This window comes from Actinomadura sp. 3N508 (genome assembly GCF_044326375.1).
Classification (GTDB): Bacteria; Actinomycetota; Actinomycetes; order Streptosporangiales; family Streptosporangiaceae; genus Spirillospora.
In genome coordinates this window covers 236,672-252,030 of sequence record NZ_JBIRAX010000008.1, presented here as the reverse complement: position 1 = coordinate 252,030, position 15,359 = coordinate 236,672, and the positions used below count along the sequence as shown (strand labels likewise).

At 71.9% G+C, this 15,359-nt stretch carries 15 protein-coding genes; 7 read left to right on the top strand and 8 right to left on the bottom strand.

Features of this window, described 5'->3' with window-relative positions:
• The first annotated feature begins 36 nt into the window (after positions 1–36).
• A complete protein-coding gene (locus tag ACH34S_RS27655; protein WP_395955719.1) occupies positions 37–366 on the top strand; it encodes a hypothetical protein in 330 nt (109 codons plus the stop codon).
• 111 nt (positions 367–477) lie between these two features.
• Complete coding sequence (locus ACH34S_RS27650; protein WP_395955718.1) at positions 478–1,533, top strand: TRM11 family SAM-dependent methyltransferase; 1,056 nt, start codon at positions 478–480, stop codon at positions 1,531–1,533.
• Between the two features lie 13 nt (positions 1,534–1,546).
• Here the strand turns inward: ACH34S_RS27650 and ACH34S_RS27645 are convergent, their stop codons facing one another.
• Positions 1,547–2,248, bottom strand: coding sequence for an HAD family hydrolase (locus ACH34S_RS27645; protein WP_395955717.1), 702 nt, complete (start codon positions 2,246–2,248; stop codon positions 1,547–1,549).
• A 125-nt stretch (positions 2,249–2,373) separates the two neighbouring features.
• Here ACH34S_RS27645 and ACH34S_RS27640 point away from each other — a divergent pair, with 125 nt between their 5' ends.
• Complete coding sequence (locus tag ACH34S_RS27640; RefSeq protein WP_132178241.1) at positions 2,374–2,643, top strand: hypothetical protein; 270 nt, start codon at positions 2,374–2,376, stop codon at positions 2,641–2,643.
• Between the two features lie 16 nt (positions 2,644–2,659).
• Here ACH34S_RS27640 and ACH34S_RS27635 read toward each other — a convergent pair whose 3' ends face one another.
• From ACH34S_RS27635 to ACH34S_RS27610, 6 genes are all read right to left on the bottom strand, one after another.
• Complete coding sequence (locus tag ACH34S_RS27635) at positions 2,660–3,886, bottom strand: ROK family protein (protein ID WP_395955880.1); 1,227 nt, start codon at positions 3,884–3,886, stop codon at positions 2,660–2,662.
• Positions 3,886–4,659 (bottom strand): ATP-binding cassette domain-containing protein, encoded by a 774-nt coding sequence (locus tag ACH34S_RS27630; RefSeq protein WP_395955879.1) that lies wholly within the window; start codon positions 4,657–4,659, stop codon positions 3,886–3,888. Before ACH34S_RS27630 ends, ACH34S_RS27635 begins: the two co-directional genes overlap by 1 nt.
• A gap of 176 nt (positions 4,660–4,835) precedes the next feature.
• Positions 4,836–6,128: a sugar ABC transporter permease gene (locus ACH34S_RS27625; protein ID WP_395955716.1), complete on the bottom strand. Its 1,293-nt coding sequence runs from the start codon at positions 6,126–6,128 to the stop codon at positions 4,836–4,838.
• Positions 6,129–6,141: 13 nt separating this feature from the next.
• Positions 6,142–6,927, bottom strand: a complete 786-nt coding sequence (locus tag ACH34S_RS27620) for an ATP-binding cassette domain-containing protein (protein ID WP_395955715.1) — start codon at positions 6,925–6,927, stop codon at positions 6,142–6,144.
• Between the two features lie 132 nt (positions 6,928–7,059).
• The gene (locus ACH34S_RS27615; RefSeq protein WP_395955714.1) at positions 7,060–8,139 is read right to left on the bottom strand and encodes a sugar ABC transporter substrate-binding protein; all 1,080 of its coding nucleotides are present in this window, start codon (positions 8,137–8,139) and stop codon (positions 7,060–7,062) included.
• 504 nt (positions 8,140–8,643) lie between these two features.
• Positions 8,644–8,940: a hypothetical protein gene (locus ACH34S_RS27610; RefSeq protein ID WP_395955713.1), complete on the bottom strand. Its 297-nt coding sequence runs from the start codon at positions 8,938–8,940 to the stop codon at positions 8,644–8,646.
• 224 nt (positions 8,941–9,164) lie between these two features.
• On the opposite strand from ACH34S_RS27610, the gene ACH34S_RS27605 reads away from it, so the two are divergent.
• Together ACH34S_RS27605 and ACH34S_RS27600 are read left to right on the top strand one after the other, a co-directional pair.
• Entirely contained in the window at positions 9,165–9,866 is a 702-nt protein-coding gene (locus ACH34S_RS27605; RefSeq protein ID WP_395955712.1) for a hypothetical protein, read from the top strand.
• A 54-nt stretch (positions 9,867–9,920) separates the two neighbouring features.
• Positions 9,921–12,452 (top strand): M14 family zinc carboxypeptidase, encoded by a 2,532-nt coding sequence (locus tag ACH34S_RS27600; RefSeq protein WP_395955711.1) that lies wholly within the window; start codon positions 9,921–9,923, stop codon positions 12,450–12,452.
• 57 nt (positions 12,453–12,509) lie between these two features.
• Here the strand turns inward: ACH34S_RS27600 and ACH34S_RS27595 are convergent, their stop codons facing one another.
• On the bottom strand, positions 12,510–13,184 hold the full coding sequence (locus ACH34S_RS27595; protein ID WP_395955710.1) for a peptidyl-tRNA hydrolase: 675 nt from the start codon (positions 13,182–13,184) through the stop codon (positions 12,510–12,512).
• Positions 13,185–13,337: 153 nt separating this feature from the next.
• Here ACH34S_RS27595 and ACH34S_RS27590 point away from each other — a divergent pair, with 153 nt between their 5' ends.
• Positions 13,338–14,408, top strand: coding sequence for a hypothetical protein (locus ACH34S_RS27590; protein WP_395955709.1), 1,071 nt, complete (start codon positions 13,338–13,340; stop codon positions 14,406–14,408).
• Between the two features lie 101 nt (positions 14,409–14,509).
• Positions 14,510–15,343 (top strand): SAM-dependent methyltransferase, encoded by an 834-nt coding sequence (locus tag ACH34S_RS27585; RefSeq protein WP_395955708.1) that lies wholly within the window; start codon positions 14,510–14,512, stop codon positions 15,341–15,343.
• The last annotated feature ends 16 nt before the right edge of the window (positions 15,344–15,359 follow it).

The window sequence follows — 15,359 nt, the reverse complement described above, 5'->3', positions numbered from 1 at the left end:
ACATGGGGATGACTCGGGGGAGGAGTCCAGACCGGCATGACCACCATTCCTCAGGGAAGCGCCCTCGACGAACTCCGGGCCGCCTACCACGAACAGCTGAACCAGCTCGCCGCCGAGCGGGACGCCGCCCGGCGCCAGGCGCGCAGGGCCCAGGCCCAGGCCGATGTGGCGCGGGCGGATCTCGCCAGCCTGAAGAGCCGCGTCCATGAGCTGCTGAACGCCGCGGCGCGGCACCTTCCTGAGCTTCCGGCCGTTGAGGCTCCGAAGGATTCGGGGGCGCAGCGGGCCCTTCCCGCCGCGCCCGCCGCCGTCGTCGATTCCGAGGATTCCGAAGACTCGGCAGAACGTCCGGCGCGAGCCGCCTGACCCGGGAGGAACGGCCCGCACAAGGGCCGTCGGAGCCCGCCGGGGACACCGTTCCCGGCGGGCTCCGCCGTCCGGGACGAGGCCGCCGGGCGAGGCTGTAAGGTCGGGCGAATGACCGCGTACGGCCTTCTCGTCTCCCCCTCGCACAACCGGGTCTACGCCCAGGCCGCCGCCGGGCTGGTGAAGGCGGAGCTGACGGTGTTCAGCGAGCGGGCGCTGGGCGGGCGCGTCCGCGACATCGAGGAGACCGCGATCGGCGGCGTCCCGTACGTGACGTTCTCCGCCGACGAGCTGACGGACCAGGACGTCCGCCTGCTGTCGAACCTGTCGTCGCTGTACGCGCTGTTCCAGATCGAGGGCGGGCTGCTCCGTCCCGTCGAGCTCCAGCCGCTCGACCTGTTCGGCAGCGACCTCCTCACCATCCAGAAGTACTCCGGCAAGACGAACGAGTACTTCACCAAGCTGCTGCTGAACGTCACCGCGATGGCGACCGACTCCCCCATGGACCTCGTCGCCGGACGTCCGCGCGTCCTCGACCCCATGTGCGGCCGCGGCACGACCCTCAACCAGGCGATGATGTACGGCCTGGACGCCGCCGGAATCGACATCGACGGCAAGGACTTCGACGCCTACGCGGCCTTCATCAAGACCTGGCTGAAGAACAACCGGGTCAAGCATCAGGCCGAGGTCACCAACATCAGGCGGGAGAAGGCCGTCCTCGGACGCCGCCTGCACGTGACCCTGGGCGCGTCCAAGGAGCGCTACAAGAGCGGCGAGACGATGGAGATCACCGTCGTGAACGCCGATTCGCTCGACGCCGGGAAGTTCTTCCGGCCGGGTTCCTTCGACCTGATCGTGACGGACGCGCCGTACGGCGTGCAGCACGGGAGCCGTCCCAGAGGACAGCAAGGGCGGAAGGGCAAGCCGCAGTTGTCGCGCAGCCCGGTCGAGCTCCTCACGGCGGCCGTTCCCGAATGGGTCGGGCTGCTGCGCTCGGGCGGTGCCATCGGCATCTCGTGGAACACCTACGTGGGGCGCCGTGAGGAGCTCGCGGACGTCCTCGCGTCCAGCGGGCTGGACGTCCAGGACTCCGGCGCCTACCGCGGCTTCCGCCACCGCGTCGACCAGGCCATCACCCGCGACCTCATCACCGCCCGCAAGCCCTGACCCCCGCTCCGGGTCATGGAGCGTGCCAGCGTTCGATGTGCGGGAGCAGCTCGTCCAGGCCGTGGATGAGGGCGTCGGGCGGCGTGAGGCCGGGACGCTCGAAGGCGTGGGTGGTCTGGTGCCGGATCTGGACGGCGCGCAGCCCGGCGGACTTGGCGCCGTGGATGTCGTCGTACGGGCGGTCGCCGACGTAGACGCACGAGGCGGGATCGGTGGCGCCGACGGCGTCCATGGCGGCGCGGAACGCCTCGGCATGCGGTTTCGTCCAGGGGATCTCGCTGGAGTAGACGGCGCCGTCGAGCAGGTGCAGGACGTCGTCGCGGGCGAAGATCCGCTCGTGCAGGTCGCGCGACCAGATGGTGTTGGACAGGACGCCGACGCTGATGCCGCGCTCGCGGAGGGCGTTGAACAGGCCGGGGACGGCGGGGTCGGTGTGGGTGTGCGGCGTCCAGGTCTCGAAGTGGGTGGCGAGCAGCGGCTCGGTGGACTCGACGCCGGCGATCTCGAAGACCTCGGCGAGGGTGGCGCTGCGGTGCTCCTCGTAACCGCGGCGGACCAGCTCCAGTTCCGCCTCGGCCAGCGCCGCCGCGGCCTTCTCGACGTCGTCCGGGGGAAGGTGGGCGGTGCAGATCGCGCGCCACATGTCGGCCAGCTCGATGTCGTGCCACGGGGTCAGCGTGCCGCCCCAATCGAAGATCACAGCTTGTACGCCCATGCTCCGGATCGTAACCACCCGTCCGGCATGGGTGATCCCCCGTGACCGCGACACTTCGGGAGTAGAGCGGCCGTCAGCGGGGATACCGGACCGATCAGCGGAAACCGACGCGAACCGGAGGAACCATGAGGGCGCGCAAGCCCGGTGAGGCCAGGGACTTCCGCGACGACATCGACGACATGGGCGACAACACCCAGGACGAGCAGATCGGCCTGACGGAGGAGTACGTCACCGACCCGCCCGAGGAGTTGGAGATCGAGGAGCCGCGGCAGAGCAGGGACGGGCTGGGGATCACCGAGTACGAGCGGCAGGAGGCCCGGGAGGACGACGACGAGCGGCCCCACCCGGACACGCCCGCCGAGTCCGACGCCGTCAACCCCACCCGGAGACCGTGATCCCGGACCGGCCCGATCAGACGCGGCTGTCTTCGGGCGCCTTGAGGCGGGCCAGCACCTGGAGGGGGTCGGCCAGGACTTCGGCGAAGGCGAATTCGGCCGCGCCCACCAGCGTGGTGTCGTCGCCGAGTGCGGCGGTGCGGAGTTTCACCTTCTCGCGGGGGGCGGCCAGGGCCCCGGTGGCGAGGACGCTGCGGACCTGCGCGGCGGCGCCCAGGTAGATGTCGCGGAGCGTCCCGCCGAAGACGACGAGGCCGGGGTTGAAGATGTTGACGAGGTTGGCGACGCCGAAGCCGAGCCAGGTGCCGACACGCTGCAGCGCCTCGCGCGCGACGATGTCGCCGGCGTCGGCGGACGCGACGATGTCGCGGACGGCGTCGCGCCCCGGCTGGCCCGGGATCTCCTCGCGGCCCGCGTGGGCGAGGAGCGTCCGCTCCCCCACCTCCGCCTCCAGGCAGCCCTTGGAGCCGCAGGCGCAGGGCCGTCCGCCCGGGTTGACGATCATGTGGCCGATCTCGCCGCCGTAGCCCTCGTCCCCGACGAGCAACCGGCCGTGCGCGATGATGCCGCCGCCGACGCCGACGTCGCCGTGCAGGTAGATCAGGTTGTCGGAGCTGACGCCCGCGCCGCGCTCGTGTTCGGCGAGCGCGCCGAGGTTCGCGTCGTTGCAGACGGAGACGGGGACGCCGAGGCCGAGGCGGCGCGACAGCAGGTCGCCCAGCCGCAGGTCGCCGACATCGAGGTTGGGGCCGAACATGATGGTGTCGTCGGAGCGGCGGACGGTGCCGGGGAACCCGACGGCGGCGCCGACGCAGACGGCGTCGCGCTCGGCCTTGCGGACCAGGGAGCGCGCCCCGGCGCCGAGCACGCCGATCAGGTCGGCCGGATCGGAGTCGCGGGCCCGGACGCCCTCGCGCCGGTCGAGGATCACGCCGCCGAGCCCCACCCGCGCGACGACGAGCCGGTCGACGCCGACCTCGAACGCGAGCACGTAGACGCGGGTGGACTCGGGCCGGACGACCAGGGACGGGCGTCCGGCGCGCCGTCCGGGGCCGCGGGGCAGTTCCTCGCGGACGAGCCCGGCGGCGGTGAGGTCGGCGGTCAGCGCCATGATCGTGCTGCGGTTGAGGCCGAGGGTCTCGGCGAGCGTGGCCCGGGACGCGGGCCCGCGCAGATGGACGAAGCGCAGCAGCGTCCCGAGGTTGTGCCGCCGGATGTCCTCCTGAGACGGCCCGCCCTTCATCATCGGCCCAGTCCAGGTCGGCCCAGGCCCAGGTCGCCGCTGGTGCCCGAGGTGATCAGCTCCACGATCTGGCGGTGCGTGACGTCGGCGGTGGCGACCTGGGCGGCCATCCGGCCGAGGTACAGCGCGGCGATCCGGTCGGAGACCGCGAACACGTCGTTCATGTTGTGCGAGATCAGCACGACGGCGAGGCCCCGGTCGGCGAGCCGCCGGACGATCTCCAGCACCTGCTGGGTCTGCGCGACGCCGAGCGCGGCGGCGGGCTCGTCCAGCACCACGACCTTGCTGTCCCACAGGACGGCGCGGGCGATCGCGACGGTCTGCCGCTGCCCGCCGGACAGCGTCGAGATCCGCCGCCGGACGGACCCGATCGTCCGGACGGACAGGCCCGACAGCGTCCGGCGGGCCATCTCCTCCATCGTGTCCTCGTCGAGCGCGAGGCCGCGGCGCCGCTCCCGGCCGAGGAAGAGGTTCTCGACGATGTCGAGGTTCTCGCAGAGCGCGAGGTCCTGGTGGACGATCTCGATCCCGAGCCGGGTGGCGTCGCGGGGGCTGGAGACGCGCACCGGGCGGCCCTCGAAGCGGAACTCGCCCGCGTCGAACGGGTGGATGCCGCCGATGCATCTGACCAGGGTCGTCTTCCCGGCGCCGTTGTCGCCGACGAGCGCGGTGACCTCGCCCGGATACGCGGAGAACGCGACGTCGTGCAGCACCTTCACGGAACCGAAGCTCTTGTCGATGCCGCGCAGATCCAGAGCTGGCGTCACTGACATGCCGAGGGGCTCCCACCGTGCCGCACCGCCGCCGCGCGCCAGGCGGTCGTGATCCGTGAGCGTATCAGCAGCGTTCCACGGCCCGGAACCGTCGTCCGGACGGCCCCAGACGGGCGGCGGCGGGGAACCGGCGGCGCGGGCCGCCGGGTCCCGTCCGTTCGCGGCCGGGTGCACGGTCATCTCCCCGTGCTCGACCGCCGGCGCCTCGCCAGCGCGTCGATGCTCGCGGCGAGCAGCAGCACCACGCCGGTGATCAGGTAGCTGAGGTAGGCGCTGGTGCCGAGCAGCCCGAGCCCGTTGTCGATGAGCGCGATGACGAGCCCGCCGAGGACGGCGTCGCGCGCCTTGCCGCGCCCGCCGAACAGGCTCGTCCCGCCGATGACGGCGGCGCCGACCGCGTACAGCAGCGTGTTCCCGCCGCCCGCGCTGGTCGCGACGGAGTTGAGCCGGGACGCGGCGACGATGCCGCTGACTGCCGCCAGCCCGGACGCGATCATGAAGACGGAGATCCGGATCCGGGTGACGTTGATGCCCGCCCGGCGGGCCGCCTCGGAGTTGCCGCCGACCGCGTAGATGTGCCGCCCGTAGGCGGTCCGGCCGAGCACGAACGTGCAGACGATCAGCAGCGCGCCGACCAGCGGCACGCCCCACGGGATGCCGCCGAGCGTGATCAGGGGGCTGGGCGCGCGGTCCAGGCTGAGCACGTAGGTGCTGATCAGCAGGGCCGCGGCGACGACGGCGCACTGCGCGAGGACGAACTCGATCGGCTTGGAGTGCAGGTGCCGGACGTGCTGGCGCCGCCACCGCAGCAGCTGCGTCGCGGTGTACCCGGCAACGCAGACGCCGGCGAGGGCCCAGCCGAGCCAGATCGGCATGTTCTTGTTGGACAGCGCCACGATGACGTCGTCGCGGACGGGCACCGTCCCGCCCTCGCCGATCAGCCGCAGCGTGACGCCCTGCAGGCCGAGGAAGAACGCGAGCGTGACGACGAACGACGGGATGCGCAGCACGGACACGAGCCAGCCGATCGCCGTGCCGATGACGATGCCGATCGCGATGCCGCTCAGCACGGCGGTGTACCAGGGCTGCCCGGCGTCGGTGATGAGCTTGGCGAGCACCGCCGCGCACAGCCCGCTGGCGACGCCCGCGGCGAGGTCGATCTCGCCGAGGAGCAGGACGAACACCAGGCCCATCGCGAGGATCGTGATGGGCATCGCCTGCACGGACAGGTTCGCCATGTTCCCCGTGCTGAGGAACGTGCCGGGTTTCAGCACGGTGAACAGCGCGACCAGGGAGACCAGGCCGAGGACGGCGGGCAGCGCGCCGAGCTCGCCCGCCTTGATCCGGTGCCAGTAGTCCAGCAGCGCGGACGCCATGTCGTGCTCGCGCCGGTCGGTCGCGAAGTCCGCGTCCGCGAGGGTCATGGCCTTGGCGCCCTTGGTGAGGTCGTCCGGGATGTCGGTGGACACCTGCGTCCTCCCTTCAGATGTTCTCGGCGGCGGTCTGCGGCGCGAGGCCGAGATCGCCGGAACGGCCGGCGGTGATGAGTTCCACGACCTGGCCGGGCGTGACGTCGGCGCGTGCGACGTCCGCCGCGACGCGGCCGAGGTAGAGGGCGGTGATGCGGTCGGCCACCTCGAACACGTCGTTCATGTTGTGCGAGATGAGCACGACGGCGTGGCCGGTGTCGGCGAGCCGCCGGACGAGGTCGAGGACCTGCCGGGTCTGCGCGACGCCGAGCGCGGCGGTGGGCTCGTCCAGGATGACGACCTTCGACTCCCACAGCGCGGCCTTCGCGATCGCGACGGTCTGCCGCTGCCCGCCGGACAGGCTCGCGACCTGCTGCCGGACGGACCTGACCGTGCGGATCGACAGCCGCGCGAGCGTCTCCCGGGCGGCCTCCTCCATGGACGGCTCGTCCAGCACGAGGCCCTTGCGGCGCTCGCGGCCGAGGAACATGTTCTGCACGATGTCCAGATTGTCGGCCAGCGCGAGGTCCTGGTAGACGACCTCGATGCCGAGTTCGGACGCGGCGCGCGGGCCGTCGACGGTGACCGGGCGCCCGTCGAACTCGATCTCCCCTGAGTCGAAGGGGTGGATCCCGGCGATGCACTTGATCAGCGTGGACTTGCCCGCGCCGTTGTCGCCGACGAGGGCCATCACCTCGCCGAGCCGCACCGTGAAGTCGACGTCGTGCAGCACATGGACGGCGCCGAAGCTCTTGTTGAGCCCGGTCAGGCGGAGGACGGGGTCTCCGTTGTCTGCCACGTGTTTCCTTCCGCTTCCGTGTCTGCGTGGCGGGCGGGTGGTGCTCGTGGCGGGCCCCTGCGTCCCCGGCTTCCGGGTGGGCCGGGACGTCCCCAGTGGATCGGGGCCCGCCACGAGGTCAGGACGGGCGCGCTACCGGATGCCCGCGTCCGCGCACTTGGCGGCGTAGGCGCCCTTGCAGAGGTCCGCCTTCTTGATGAAGCCGTCGTCGACGACCTGCTTGACGTTGTCCTTGAAGACGGGGATGGGGGTGAGCAGCACCGACGGGACGTCCCGCTTGCCGGTCGGGTCGTTGACCGTCCCGTTCGTCTCGCCCTTCTGGCCCTTGATCAGGGACACGGCGAGCTTGGCGACGGCGTCGGCCTCCTGCTTGACGGGCTTGTAGACCGTCATGCACTGATTGCCGTCCAGGATGTTCTGCAGGCCCTCCAGTGTCGCGTCCTGCCCGGTGACCGCGACCTGACCGGCCTCCTTGTTCTTCTTGAGGATCGACACGACCGCGCCGCCGAGCGCGTCGTTGGCGGCGACCACGCCGTTGATCTTGCCCTGCTGCTCGGTCCACATCTGCTCGAAGATCGTCGCGGCCCGGTCGGCCTTCCACTCCGGGACGGCCTGCTCGGCGACCTTCGTGTAGATCGTCGCCTTGTCGAGGACGCTGTGCGCGCCCTGCGAGAACAGCGTCGCGTTGTTGTCGGTCGGCGCGCCGTTCAGGTAGACGATGTTCGACTTCTTCTCACCGAGGCACTTCTGCAGGCCCTTGCCGAGCTCCTCGCCGACCTTCACGTTGTCGAACGAGACGTAGTAGTCGGCGACGCCGCCGAGCGTGAGCCGGTCGTAGTCGATGGTCTTGACGCCCTGCGCCTGCGCCTTGCGCTGGACGGCCGCCGCGGAGTTGGAGTCGAGACCGTCCACGATCAGGACGGTGACGCCGCTGGTGAGCATCTGGTCGGCGATCGTCTGGAAGCGCTGCGCCGAGCCTTCGGCGTTCTGGATGTCGTAGCCGACGCCCGCCGCCTTGAACGCCTGCTCCAGGTAGGGCCGGTCGAAGCTCTCGTACCGGACGGACGACGTCGTGTCGGGCAGGATCACGCCGACCTTGCCCTTGGCCGCTTCGGAGCCGCCGCCGGACTCGCCGGAGTCGTCCCCGCACGCGGTGAGGGTGAGCGCCGCGGCCGCCGTGAGGGCCGTCAGGCTGAGGATCCCCTTGCGCATAGCCCGGGTCCTTTCTGGGGGTGGCCGCGCCGTGCCGCGGCCGGGGGGGGTGAGGCCGAGATGCCGGTGTCCCCGAGGCCACCGGCGGGAATGTTGTGCCCCGCAACATATGTCGGGCTTGTCCGTCGCGCCAGACCCAGTTCCCGCCCGATTTGTTGTTGGCGGTAACAATCATGTAACGCGAGATCACTGGGGGCGTTGCTCTCGCACGTGAGCCCGATACGCCTCCGCCGGCACCGGGCGCGGCAGGTCAGGAATGTTCGGCGCGTCAACATTCACCACGCCTGTCGCCGGGGTGCGGGAGGGGCGAGATTAGCCGGGACGGCGAGCCCGGCCGGCGAGATCAGCGGGCAGCGGGAGCGGCCGGCAGCACCGGCGGCGGGCCGGCACAATCAGCAGGCCGCGCAGGCGGCCAGCAGCGCTGGCGGTAGGCACAGCGCGAGCGGCAGGCAGCGCAGCACGGCGAGTGGTGCGGGCGGGGTGCCGATGAGCGGGTGAGCGGGGTCAGCGGATGGCGAGGACCCGGGCGATCCGGGCGGCCGCGGTGGGCGCGTCGTCGGCGGGCGCGATGCGCTCGGCCCAGGACCACCAGTACCACCAGCCGTCCGCGGCCTGCTCCGCCAGGACGTTCTCGGTCAGCGCGGACACGTCCGGGTTCAGCACATGCAGGACGGGCGGCTGGTCGCGGGGCTGGACGATCCGCACCCGGAACCCTCGCTCGACCAGTTCGCCGCCGAGCTCTTCCAGAAGTTCGATCCGCGTCCTCGACGGCGCGGTTGTTCCCGTATCGTCAGGCGTCATCCTCGGTTCCTCACGGCAGTTCCTCACGGACTCCGCGCGGCCCGACGGGATCCCAGCCTCCCGCTTCGTCCGCCCGTGTGCAAGCACCACCGATCCCGCCGGCCGGGCCGGGCCCGTTCAGGCGCCCGCACGGGGCGCGGCGAGCGGCGCGCGTTTCGGACGTCGGCAGGCGGCTATCCGGGATATCTTGCGCATAGCAGATGAACAGGACTTGGGGGCGAAGTATGACGCTGGGCCCGGATCCAGCCGCCGACCCGGACGCCACTCCGATCTTCGGTGTTCCGGCGGGCGCCGCCCCGGGAGCCGCCCCGGGGCCCGCCGTCCCGAACCCCGGACAGGCGCCCCCGCCGCCGGCCCGGCCGCGCGCCGGCGCGCGGACCTGGCACCGGTTCCACTACGCGGTCGGCGTGTTCCTCATCGCCTACGGCCTGACGGCGCTGCTGACCGGGTTCCTGCTGTGGAGCGACCGGCAGGACGAGGTCGGCGGATACTTCGACTCCGGCCCGGCGACGGGCATCCTCGTCCTGGTGAAGCTGGTCGAGGCGGTGCTCGTCCTGCTCGCGCTGGCCGGGGTGGTGCTGCGCCGCGACCTCCTGCTCGTCCCGGCGACGGCCGGGTGGATGGCGGGGTTCGCGATGTTCGCCGTCCTGGACGTGTTCACCGGCAGGTGGGGCGGGCTCCTCCAGCACCTGCTCTACCTGGCGGGATTCGTCGTCCTGCTGTTCCTGTCGTACGGGCTGAGCGCGAAGGCCCAGCTCGCGAGCGCACCGCGGCCGGACGGCGGCGACGCCGCGCCCGGCGACCCGCCGGACGGCTCGTCCAGCGGCCCGCACCGGCTCACCCGGACGCAGGAGTTCGCCCTCCAGGCCATCAACCGGGCCGCCGCGCTGACCGGCCCCCGGCCCCGCCCCGACAGACACGACTGATCTTGGCAACAGTTGCCCTTGGTGGTGCTTCCGGACGGTGCGACGTTGTGGCTCATGAGAGCCCGAAAACTGGTGTCACCCCTGGTGGTGGCGGTGTCCCTGGCGGTCGCGGCGGCGCTGACGGCGCCCGCCGTGCCCGCCGCCGCGCAACCCCCGATGGCCCCGTCCGGATGCGATCCGACGCAGACCGAGCCGGTCTACCGGGGCAAGGTCCCCTCCCCCGAGCAGGTCCTCGGCTTCGAGCTCGGTGAGCGGCAGGCCACCACCGCCGAGTCCGACAAGTACCTGGAGACGGTCGCCGCGAAGAGCGAGCGGGTGATCTCCGGGACGCTGGCCAGGACGCCGCAGGGCCGTCCGCTGAAGTACGCGATCGCGGGACGTCCCGAGCTGATGTCCAAGGCCGGGCTGGCCAAGGTCCGGCGGGAGGCGGGGCAGCTGCGCGACCCGCGCACGCCGGAGGCGCTGGCCAAGCGGATCACCGAGCGGGGCGTCCCGATCCTGTGGGTGAGCGGGAACGTCCACGGGAACGAGCCGAGCGGCACCGACGCGGCGCTCAAGGTGCTGCGCGACCTCGGCGACCGCACCGACTGCGCCGCCACGGCGATCCTGGACAACGCGCTCGTCATCGTCCTGCCGACGCAGAACCCGGACGGCCGGGAGGCGAACACGCGGCAGAACGCCTACGGCTTCGACATGAACCGCGACTGGTTCGCGCGGACGCAGCCGGAGACCGACGGCAAGCTGGCGATGCTGAACGAGTACCCGCCCGCGCTCTACATCGACGCGCACGAGATGGGCGGGACGTCGTACTTCTTCCCGCCGAACGCCGACCCGATCTACCACGAGACGCCGGAGCAGGCGGTCGGCTGGATCAACGACCTGTACGGCGCGGCGATGGCGGCCGAGTTCACGCGGCAGGGCATCGACTACTTCAACCGCGACGTCTACGACCTCTTCTACCAGGGCTACGGCGACACGGTCCCGACCAGCGCGTTCCACGCCGCCGGGATGACGTTCGAGAAGGGCGGCGCGAGCCCGTACCCGGACCGGGTGAAGGAGCAGTACCTCACCCAGTGGGTGACGCTGTCGGCCGCGGCCCGCGACCGGCACCGGATCCTGAGCCAGTGGCGGCAGATGACGGTGGACGCCTACGCGCAGGGCAAGGCGGGGAAGCTGGAGCCCAACCAGGTCTACAACCCGCCGAACCAGGTCGACCGGCAGGTGCCCGACCGTCCGGTGCGGAACTACTTCCTGCGGGACGACGACCCGGCCAAGCACGACGAGGTGCGTACCGTCGTCCGGCGGCTCCAGCGGATGGGCGTGGACGTGAAGAGGCTCGTCCGGCCGCTGACCGTCCCCGACTTCAAGGCGTACGGGCAGCCCGAGGCGAAGGCGACGCTTCCCGCGGGCACGTACTGGATCTCCATGGCGCAGGGCCAGAAGCACTGGATCCAGGCGATGCTGAACGAGGACTCCTACACCCCGTTCCCGTACTTCTACGACGTGACGGCGTGGAGCCTGCCGCTGCTGGGGAACGTGTCGGGAGGGTCGTCCGGGGTCGTCCTGCACCCGAAGGCCGCCCCGGTGAAGACGCTGCCGGCGCCGCGTCCGGGCCATGACGGCAAGGCGCCGAAGCTCGGCATCCTGCAGCTGTCGGCGACGTCGTCGGCGACCCGCCAGTCGGCCGGCTGGCTGCGGCACCGCCTCGACCGCGACTGGAAGCTGCCGTTCACGCTGCTGACCCCGGCGGACGTGGCCGCGGGCAAGCTGTCCGGCGTGGAGGTCCTCCTGACGCCGGACGGGCCGTCCAAGCCCGCCTACGACGCGCTCGGCGACACGGGCCGGGCCGCGCTCCAGCAGTGGACGCGGGACGGCGGCCGCTACATCGGCTGGCAGGGCGGCACGGAGCTGGCGGCGCTGCTCGGCCTGACGACCGCGACGCTGACGGAGCCCACATCCGACATTCCCGGCACGCTGTTCCGCGTGAAGCTGGACGGGACGAGCCCGCTCTCCGCGAACGTCGGCGCCACGGCCTGGAACTTCACCTCCTACGACCCGGTGATGAAGGCGTCCAGCGGCGTGGTCGTGTCATATCCGGCGGCGGACTCGCCCGATTGGTTCGTGTCCGGGTTCGAGCAGGGCGCGGCCGAGCTGGGCGGCACCGCGGCGGTCGTGGACCAGCCCGTCGGCGCGGGACGCTCCGTGCTGTTCGCGGCGGAGCCGAACTTCCGCGCGTTCACCGACGGGACGGCCACGCTGCTCTACAACGCGATCCTCGGTCCGGACCCGTCCGGCGCCAAGGCCCCGCAGGCGGGCGCCGCCGCGAAGGCGGCGGAGCGGGCGGCGGCGCTGCCGTCGTACGAGTCGCCGATCCGCGTCTCGGTGAAGGCGGCCGACGCGGCGAAGACCGCGTCGATCCTGCGGTCGGTCGGCACGGCCTGGGCCGAGCGGCGTAGCGGCGACGTCGTCCACTACGTGATCGACAACCCGCAGGGCCTGTCGGCCGATCATCACCCGTTCGCGGGACGGCTCCCGTCCCTCATCCGGAAGGCGGGGATTCACCCGGTCGCGGTCACCCTTCCCTGACCAGACGAGCTGAACGGCGTGCCGGGCTGCGGGGGCCACCCGGCACGCCGCCCACTTTTACTTACGCACGATCCAGGCGACTGCGGTCATCGTGCCGGGCGGAACCTCGGTGAACCCGCCGTCACGGACCGCCACCGTCGCCTTCTTCACGCACTGCTTCCACGGAACGTCCCTGGTCAGGTGGACGCGAGACCCTCCGTCCACCCACGCCGCCACGTCCTTCCGCCGCCCCTGGCGCAGCAGCAGTTGCGCCGCGTGCCCGCACTGGGCGGCGGCCTTCCCGGTAGTGATCGTCACATCCGGGTTGATCGCGATGACCGCGTACGGCGGCTCAGGCGCCGGTCCCGGCTCCTCCGCCTCCACCAGATCGAGCCCCGCGACCTGCAGCTTCGACAGCGCTGAAGGAACGTCCGCCACCGGACCGGGCGGGAACGCGCGCACCTGCGCGCCCGCGTGCTCGACGGTCACGCCGGGCAGCGCCTCCGCCTCCGGCCACCGCACGCCCCGCGCCCGCCGCGTCACCTTCCGGATCCGGCGCGCCTCCCATTCCCGGACGCCGTCGTGCCACTCCCCGTCCGGGTCCGTCGCCCGCGGGTCGGTCAGCAGCCGGACGACGGCGGTCGCCGCCGCCTCGCAGACCGCGGTGTGATCGGGCGGGCCGGCCTTCTCGGCGCGCACCACCAGCTGCATCGCCCAGGGAGGATCGTCGTGGGGATCGTAATCGGGTCGCACGCGTGGAGTATTCCAAACCCGGCGCGGCTTTCCGGACAGGGATGTGGGTACGGCAACTTGTGCCGTCCCCCGGACGTCTTTCCTGTTACGGGCCGAACGGACCCCCGCCGGAGACGGCGGGGGGTGGCGGAGCAGTCGGGTCGGAGGTCGCCGGTGACCAGTGGCGCGTTCAACGACTCCATACCGGGAGTCGGGACCTACTTCGTGGGGATCGATGTCGCCCCGGGACGGTACCGATGCGACGACGGCAAGGGCGGCTGGTGGGTCCGCTTCACCGGCCCCGGCGGAGGCGACCCGGTCGGCTCGTGGCCGCTGCCCGCCGGCCCCACGGAGATCGAGATCGCGCGGACCGACTTCGCGTTCGAGACGCACGTGTCCACCTACTGGCGCCGGATCGCGCCGCCGCGCGCCCCCGAGGACGGCGCGCCCGCCGAGCCCCGTCCCGTCGCCGACCCGGCACTGCGCGCCGAGCTCGACACGCTCGTCGCGCGCCGCAGGCCGCTGCTGTGGCTGACGCCGCTGACGGTCCTCGGCCTCGGCCTGCTCGGCTGGCCGTTGCTCGGCTCGCTCTGGCTGATCGCCCTCGGCATGCTCGCCGTCCTGGTCGCGCTCGGCACCCCGTCGGTGTCGCTCGACCTGCGGCGCGCCCGCGAGCTCGATCGTCGCCGCGACCGCTTCCTCATCCCGGAGGACTTCGACGAGGAGGGCCGCGCTCTGCTGGCGCGCGTCCAGGCGGCGGTCGACACCGTCCAGGACTCCGCCGTCAACCGGGAGGGCCTGCTGGACGCGGTCGACAACGCCGTCACGCTGCCGCGCCAGGAATGGGAGATCGCGCAGGTGCTGGCCCGGCAGTCGAAGCTGCGCGCCGACCAGGCGGAGATGGAGGACGCCGCGACGCTCCCCGAGGTCGCGTCGGCGCTGCGCCCGCTGCGCGACAAGCTCGACATCTCCGTCGCGGCCGTGACCCGCCGCGTCGAGGCCCTCGAACGCTACGCCGAGCGCGCCAAGGAGGCGGACGAGGTGCTGCGCGCCCAGCGGCACCTGGAGACGATCGCGGAGAAGGCGCACGAGTACGACGAGCTGCTCGCCGACACCGTCCGCGACGACCTGGCCCTCCCCGCGATCGAGCGCCTGACCGAACAGAGCGACGAACTCGTCCGCACCCTCCGCGACCGCCTCACAAAGGCCGCCGAAGCCGCCCAAGAGCTTCCTCCGCCGTCCTAGCCGCTTTGTTCTTGAGCGGCGAGGCCAAACCACAACAAAAGCATTATGGTCAGGTCTAGGGTAATTAGCGGCGTTTTGACACGAGCCTTTCGGAGGGCGCCATGTCGGAGGAGCGCGGGTCGCCGCCGGTCGCGACGATCGATGAGACGAGGCCGCACCAGGCCCGGCTGTGGAATCACTGGCTCGGCGGCAAGGACACCTATCCGATCGACCGCGAGATCGGGGACAAGATCGCGGCGGTGTATCCGGAGATCGCGGACGTGGCGCGGCACTCGCGGGCGCTCCTGGTCCGCGTCGTGCACTTCATGACAGGGCAGGGCATCCGGCAGTTCCTCGACATCGGGACCGGCCTGCCCGGCGTCGACAACACCCACGAGGTGGCGCAGCGCGACGTCCCGGACTCGCGGGTCGTGTACGTCGACAACGACCCGCTGGTCGTGATGCACGCCCGCGCGCTGCTGTCCAGCGCCCCGACCGGGGCCTGCTCCTACATCGAGGCGGACGTCCGCGAGCCGGAGGCGATCATCGAGCGGGCCTCGTCCATCCTCGATCTCACCGAGCCGGTCGGGCTGCTGATGCTCGGGATCATCGGCAACGTGGCGGACGAGGACGACCCGCCCGGCATCGTCCGCCGCCTCGTCGGCGCGCTGCCGTCCGGCAGCCTGGTGGCGATCAACGACGGGACGAACGTCCTCGGTGTCGACGAGTGGACGCCCGCCGAGGCGACCGCGCGGGGCGAGGCGCTCCGCCTGTGCGCGGAGGCCGGCACGGTGCCCTACCACGCCCGGACCCCGGAGTACATCGAGGCGCTGTTCGAGGGCCTGGAGCTGGTCGAGCCCGGCGTCGTGTCGACCCCGCTGTGGCGTCCCGACTTCGCGGAGATCGGTGACCCCGCCCCCATCGACTCGTTCGGCGGCGTCGCCCGCAAGCCCTGACCGCCATCCCACGTTC

Bases quoted from the DNA above. Each gene is read 5' to 3' on its own strand.
- ACH34S_RS27655 (WP_395955719.1), top strand. From the start codon at position 37: ATGACCACCATTCCTCAGGGAAGCGCCCTCGACGAACTCCGGGCCGCC.
- ACH34S_RS27650 (WP_395955718.1), top strand. From the start codon at position 478: ATGACCGCGTACGGCCTTCTCGTCTCCCCCTCGCACAACCGGGTCTAC.
- ACH34S_RS27645 (WP_395955717.1), bottom strand. From the start codon at position 2,248: ATGGGCGTACAAGCTGTGATCTTCGATTGGGGCGGCACGCTGACCCCG.
- ACH34S_RS27640 (WP_132178241.1), top strand. From the start codon at position 2,374: ATGAGGGCGCGCAAGCCCGGTGAGGCCAGGGACTTCCGCGACGACATC.
- ACH34S_RS27635 (WP_395955880.1), bottom strand. From the start codon at position 3,886: ATGAAGGGCGGGCCGTCTCAGGAGGACATCCGGCGGCACAACCTCGGG.
- ACH34S_RS27630 (WP_395955879.1), bottom strand. From the start codon at position 4,659: ATGTCAGTGACGCCAGCTCTGGATCTGCGCGGCATCGACAAGAGCTTC.
- ACH34S_RS27615 (WP_395955714.1), bottom strand. From the start codon at position 8,139: ATGCGCAAGGGGATCCTCAGCCTGACGGCCCTCACGGCGGCCGCGGCG.
- ACH34S_RS27610 (WP_395955713.1), bottom strand. From the start codon at position 8,940: ATGACGCCTGACGATACGGGAACAACCGCGCCGTCGAGGACGCGGATC.
- ACH34S_RS27605 (WP_395955712.1), top strand. From the start codon at position 9,165: ATGACGCTGGGCCCGGATCCAGCCGCCGACCCGGACGCCACTCCGATC.
- ACH34S_RS27600 (WP_395955711.1), top strand. From the start codon at position 9,921: ATGAGAGCCCGAAAACTGGTGTCACCCCTGGTGGTGGCGGTGTCCCTG.
- ACH34S_RS27585 (WP_395955708.1), top strand. From the start codon at position 14,510: ATGTCGGAGGAGCGCGGGTCGCCGCCGGTCGCGACGATCGATGAGACG.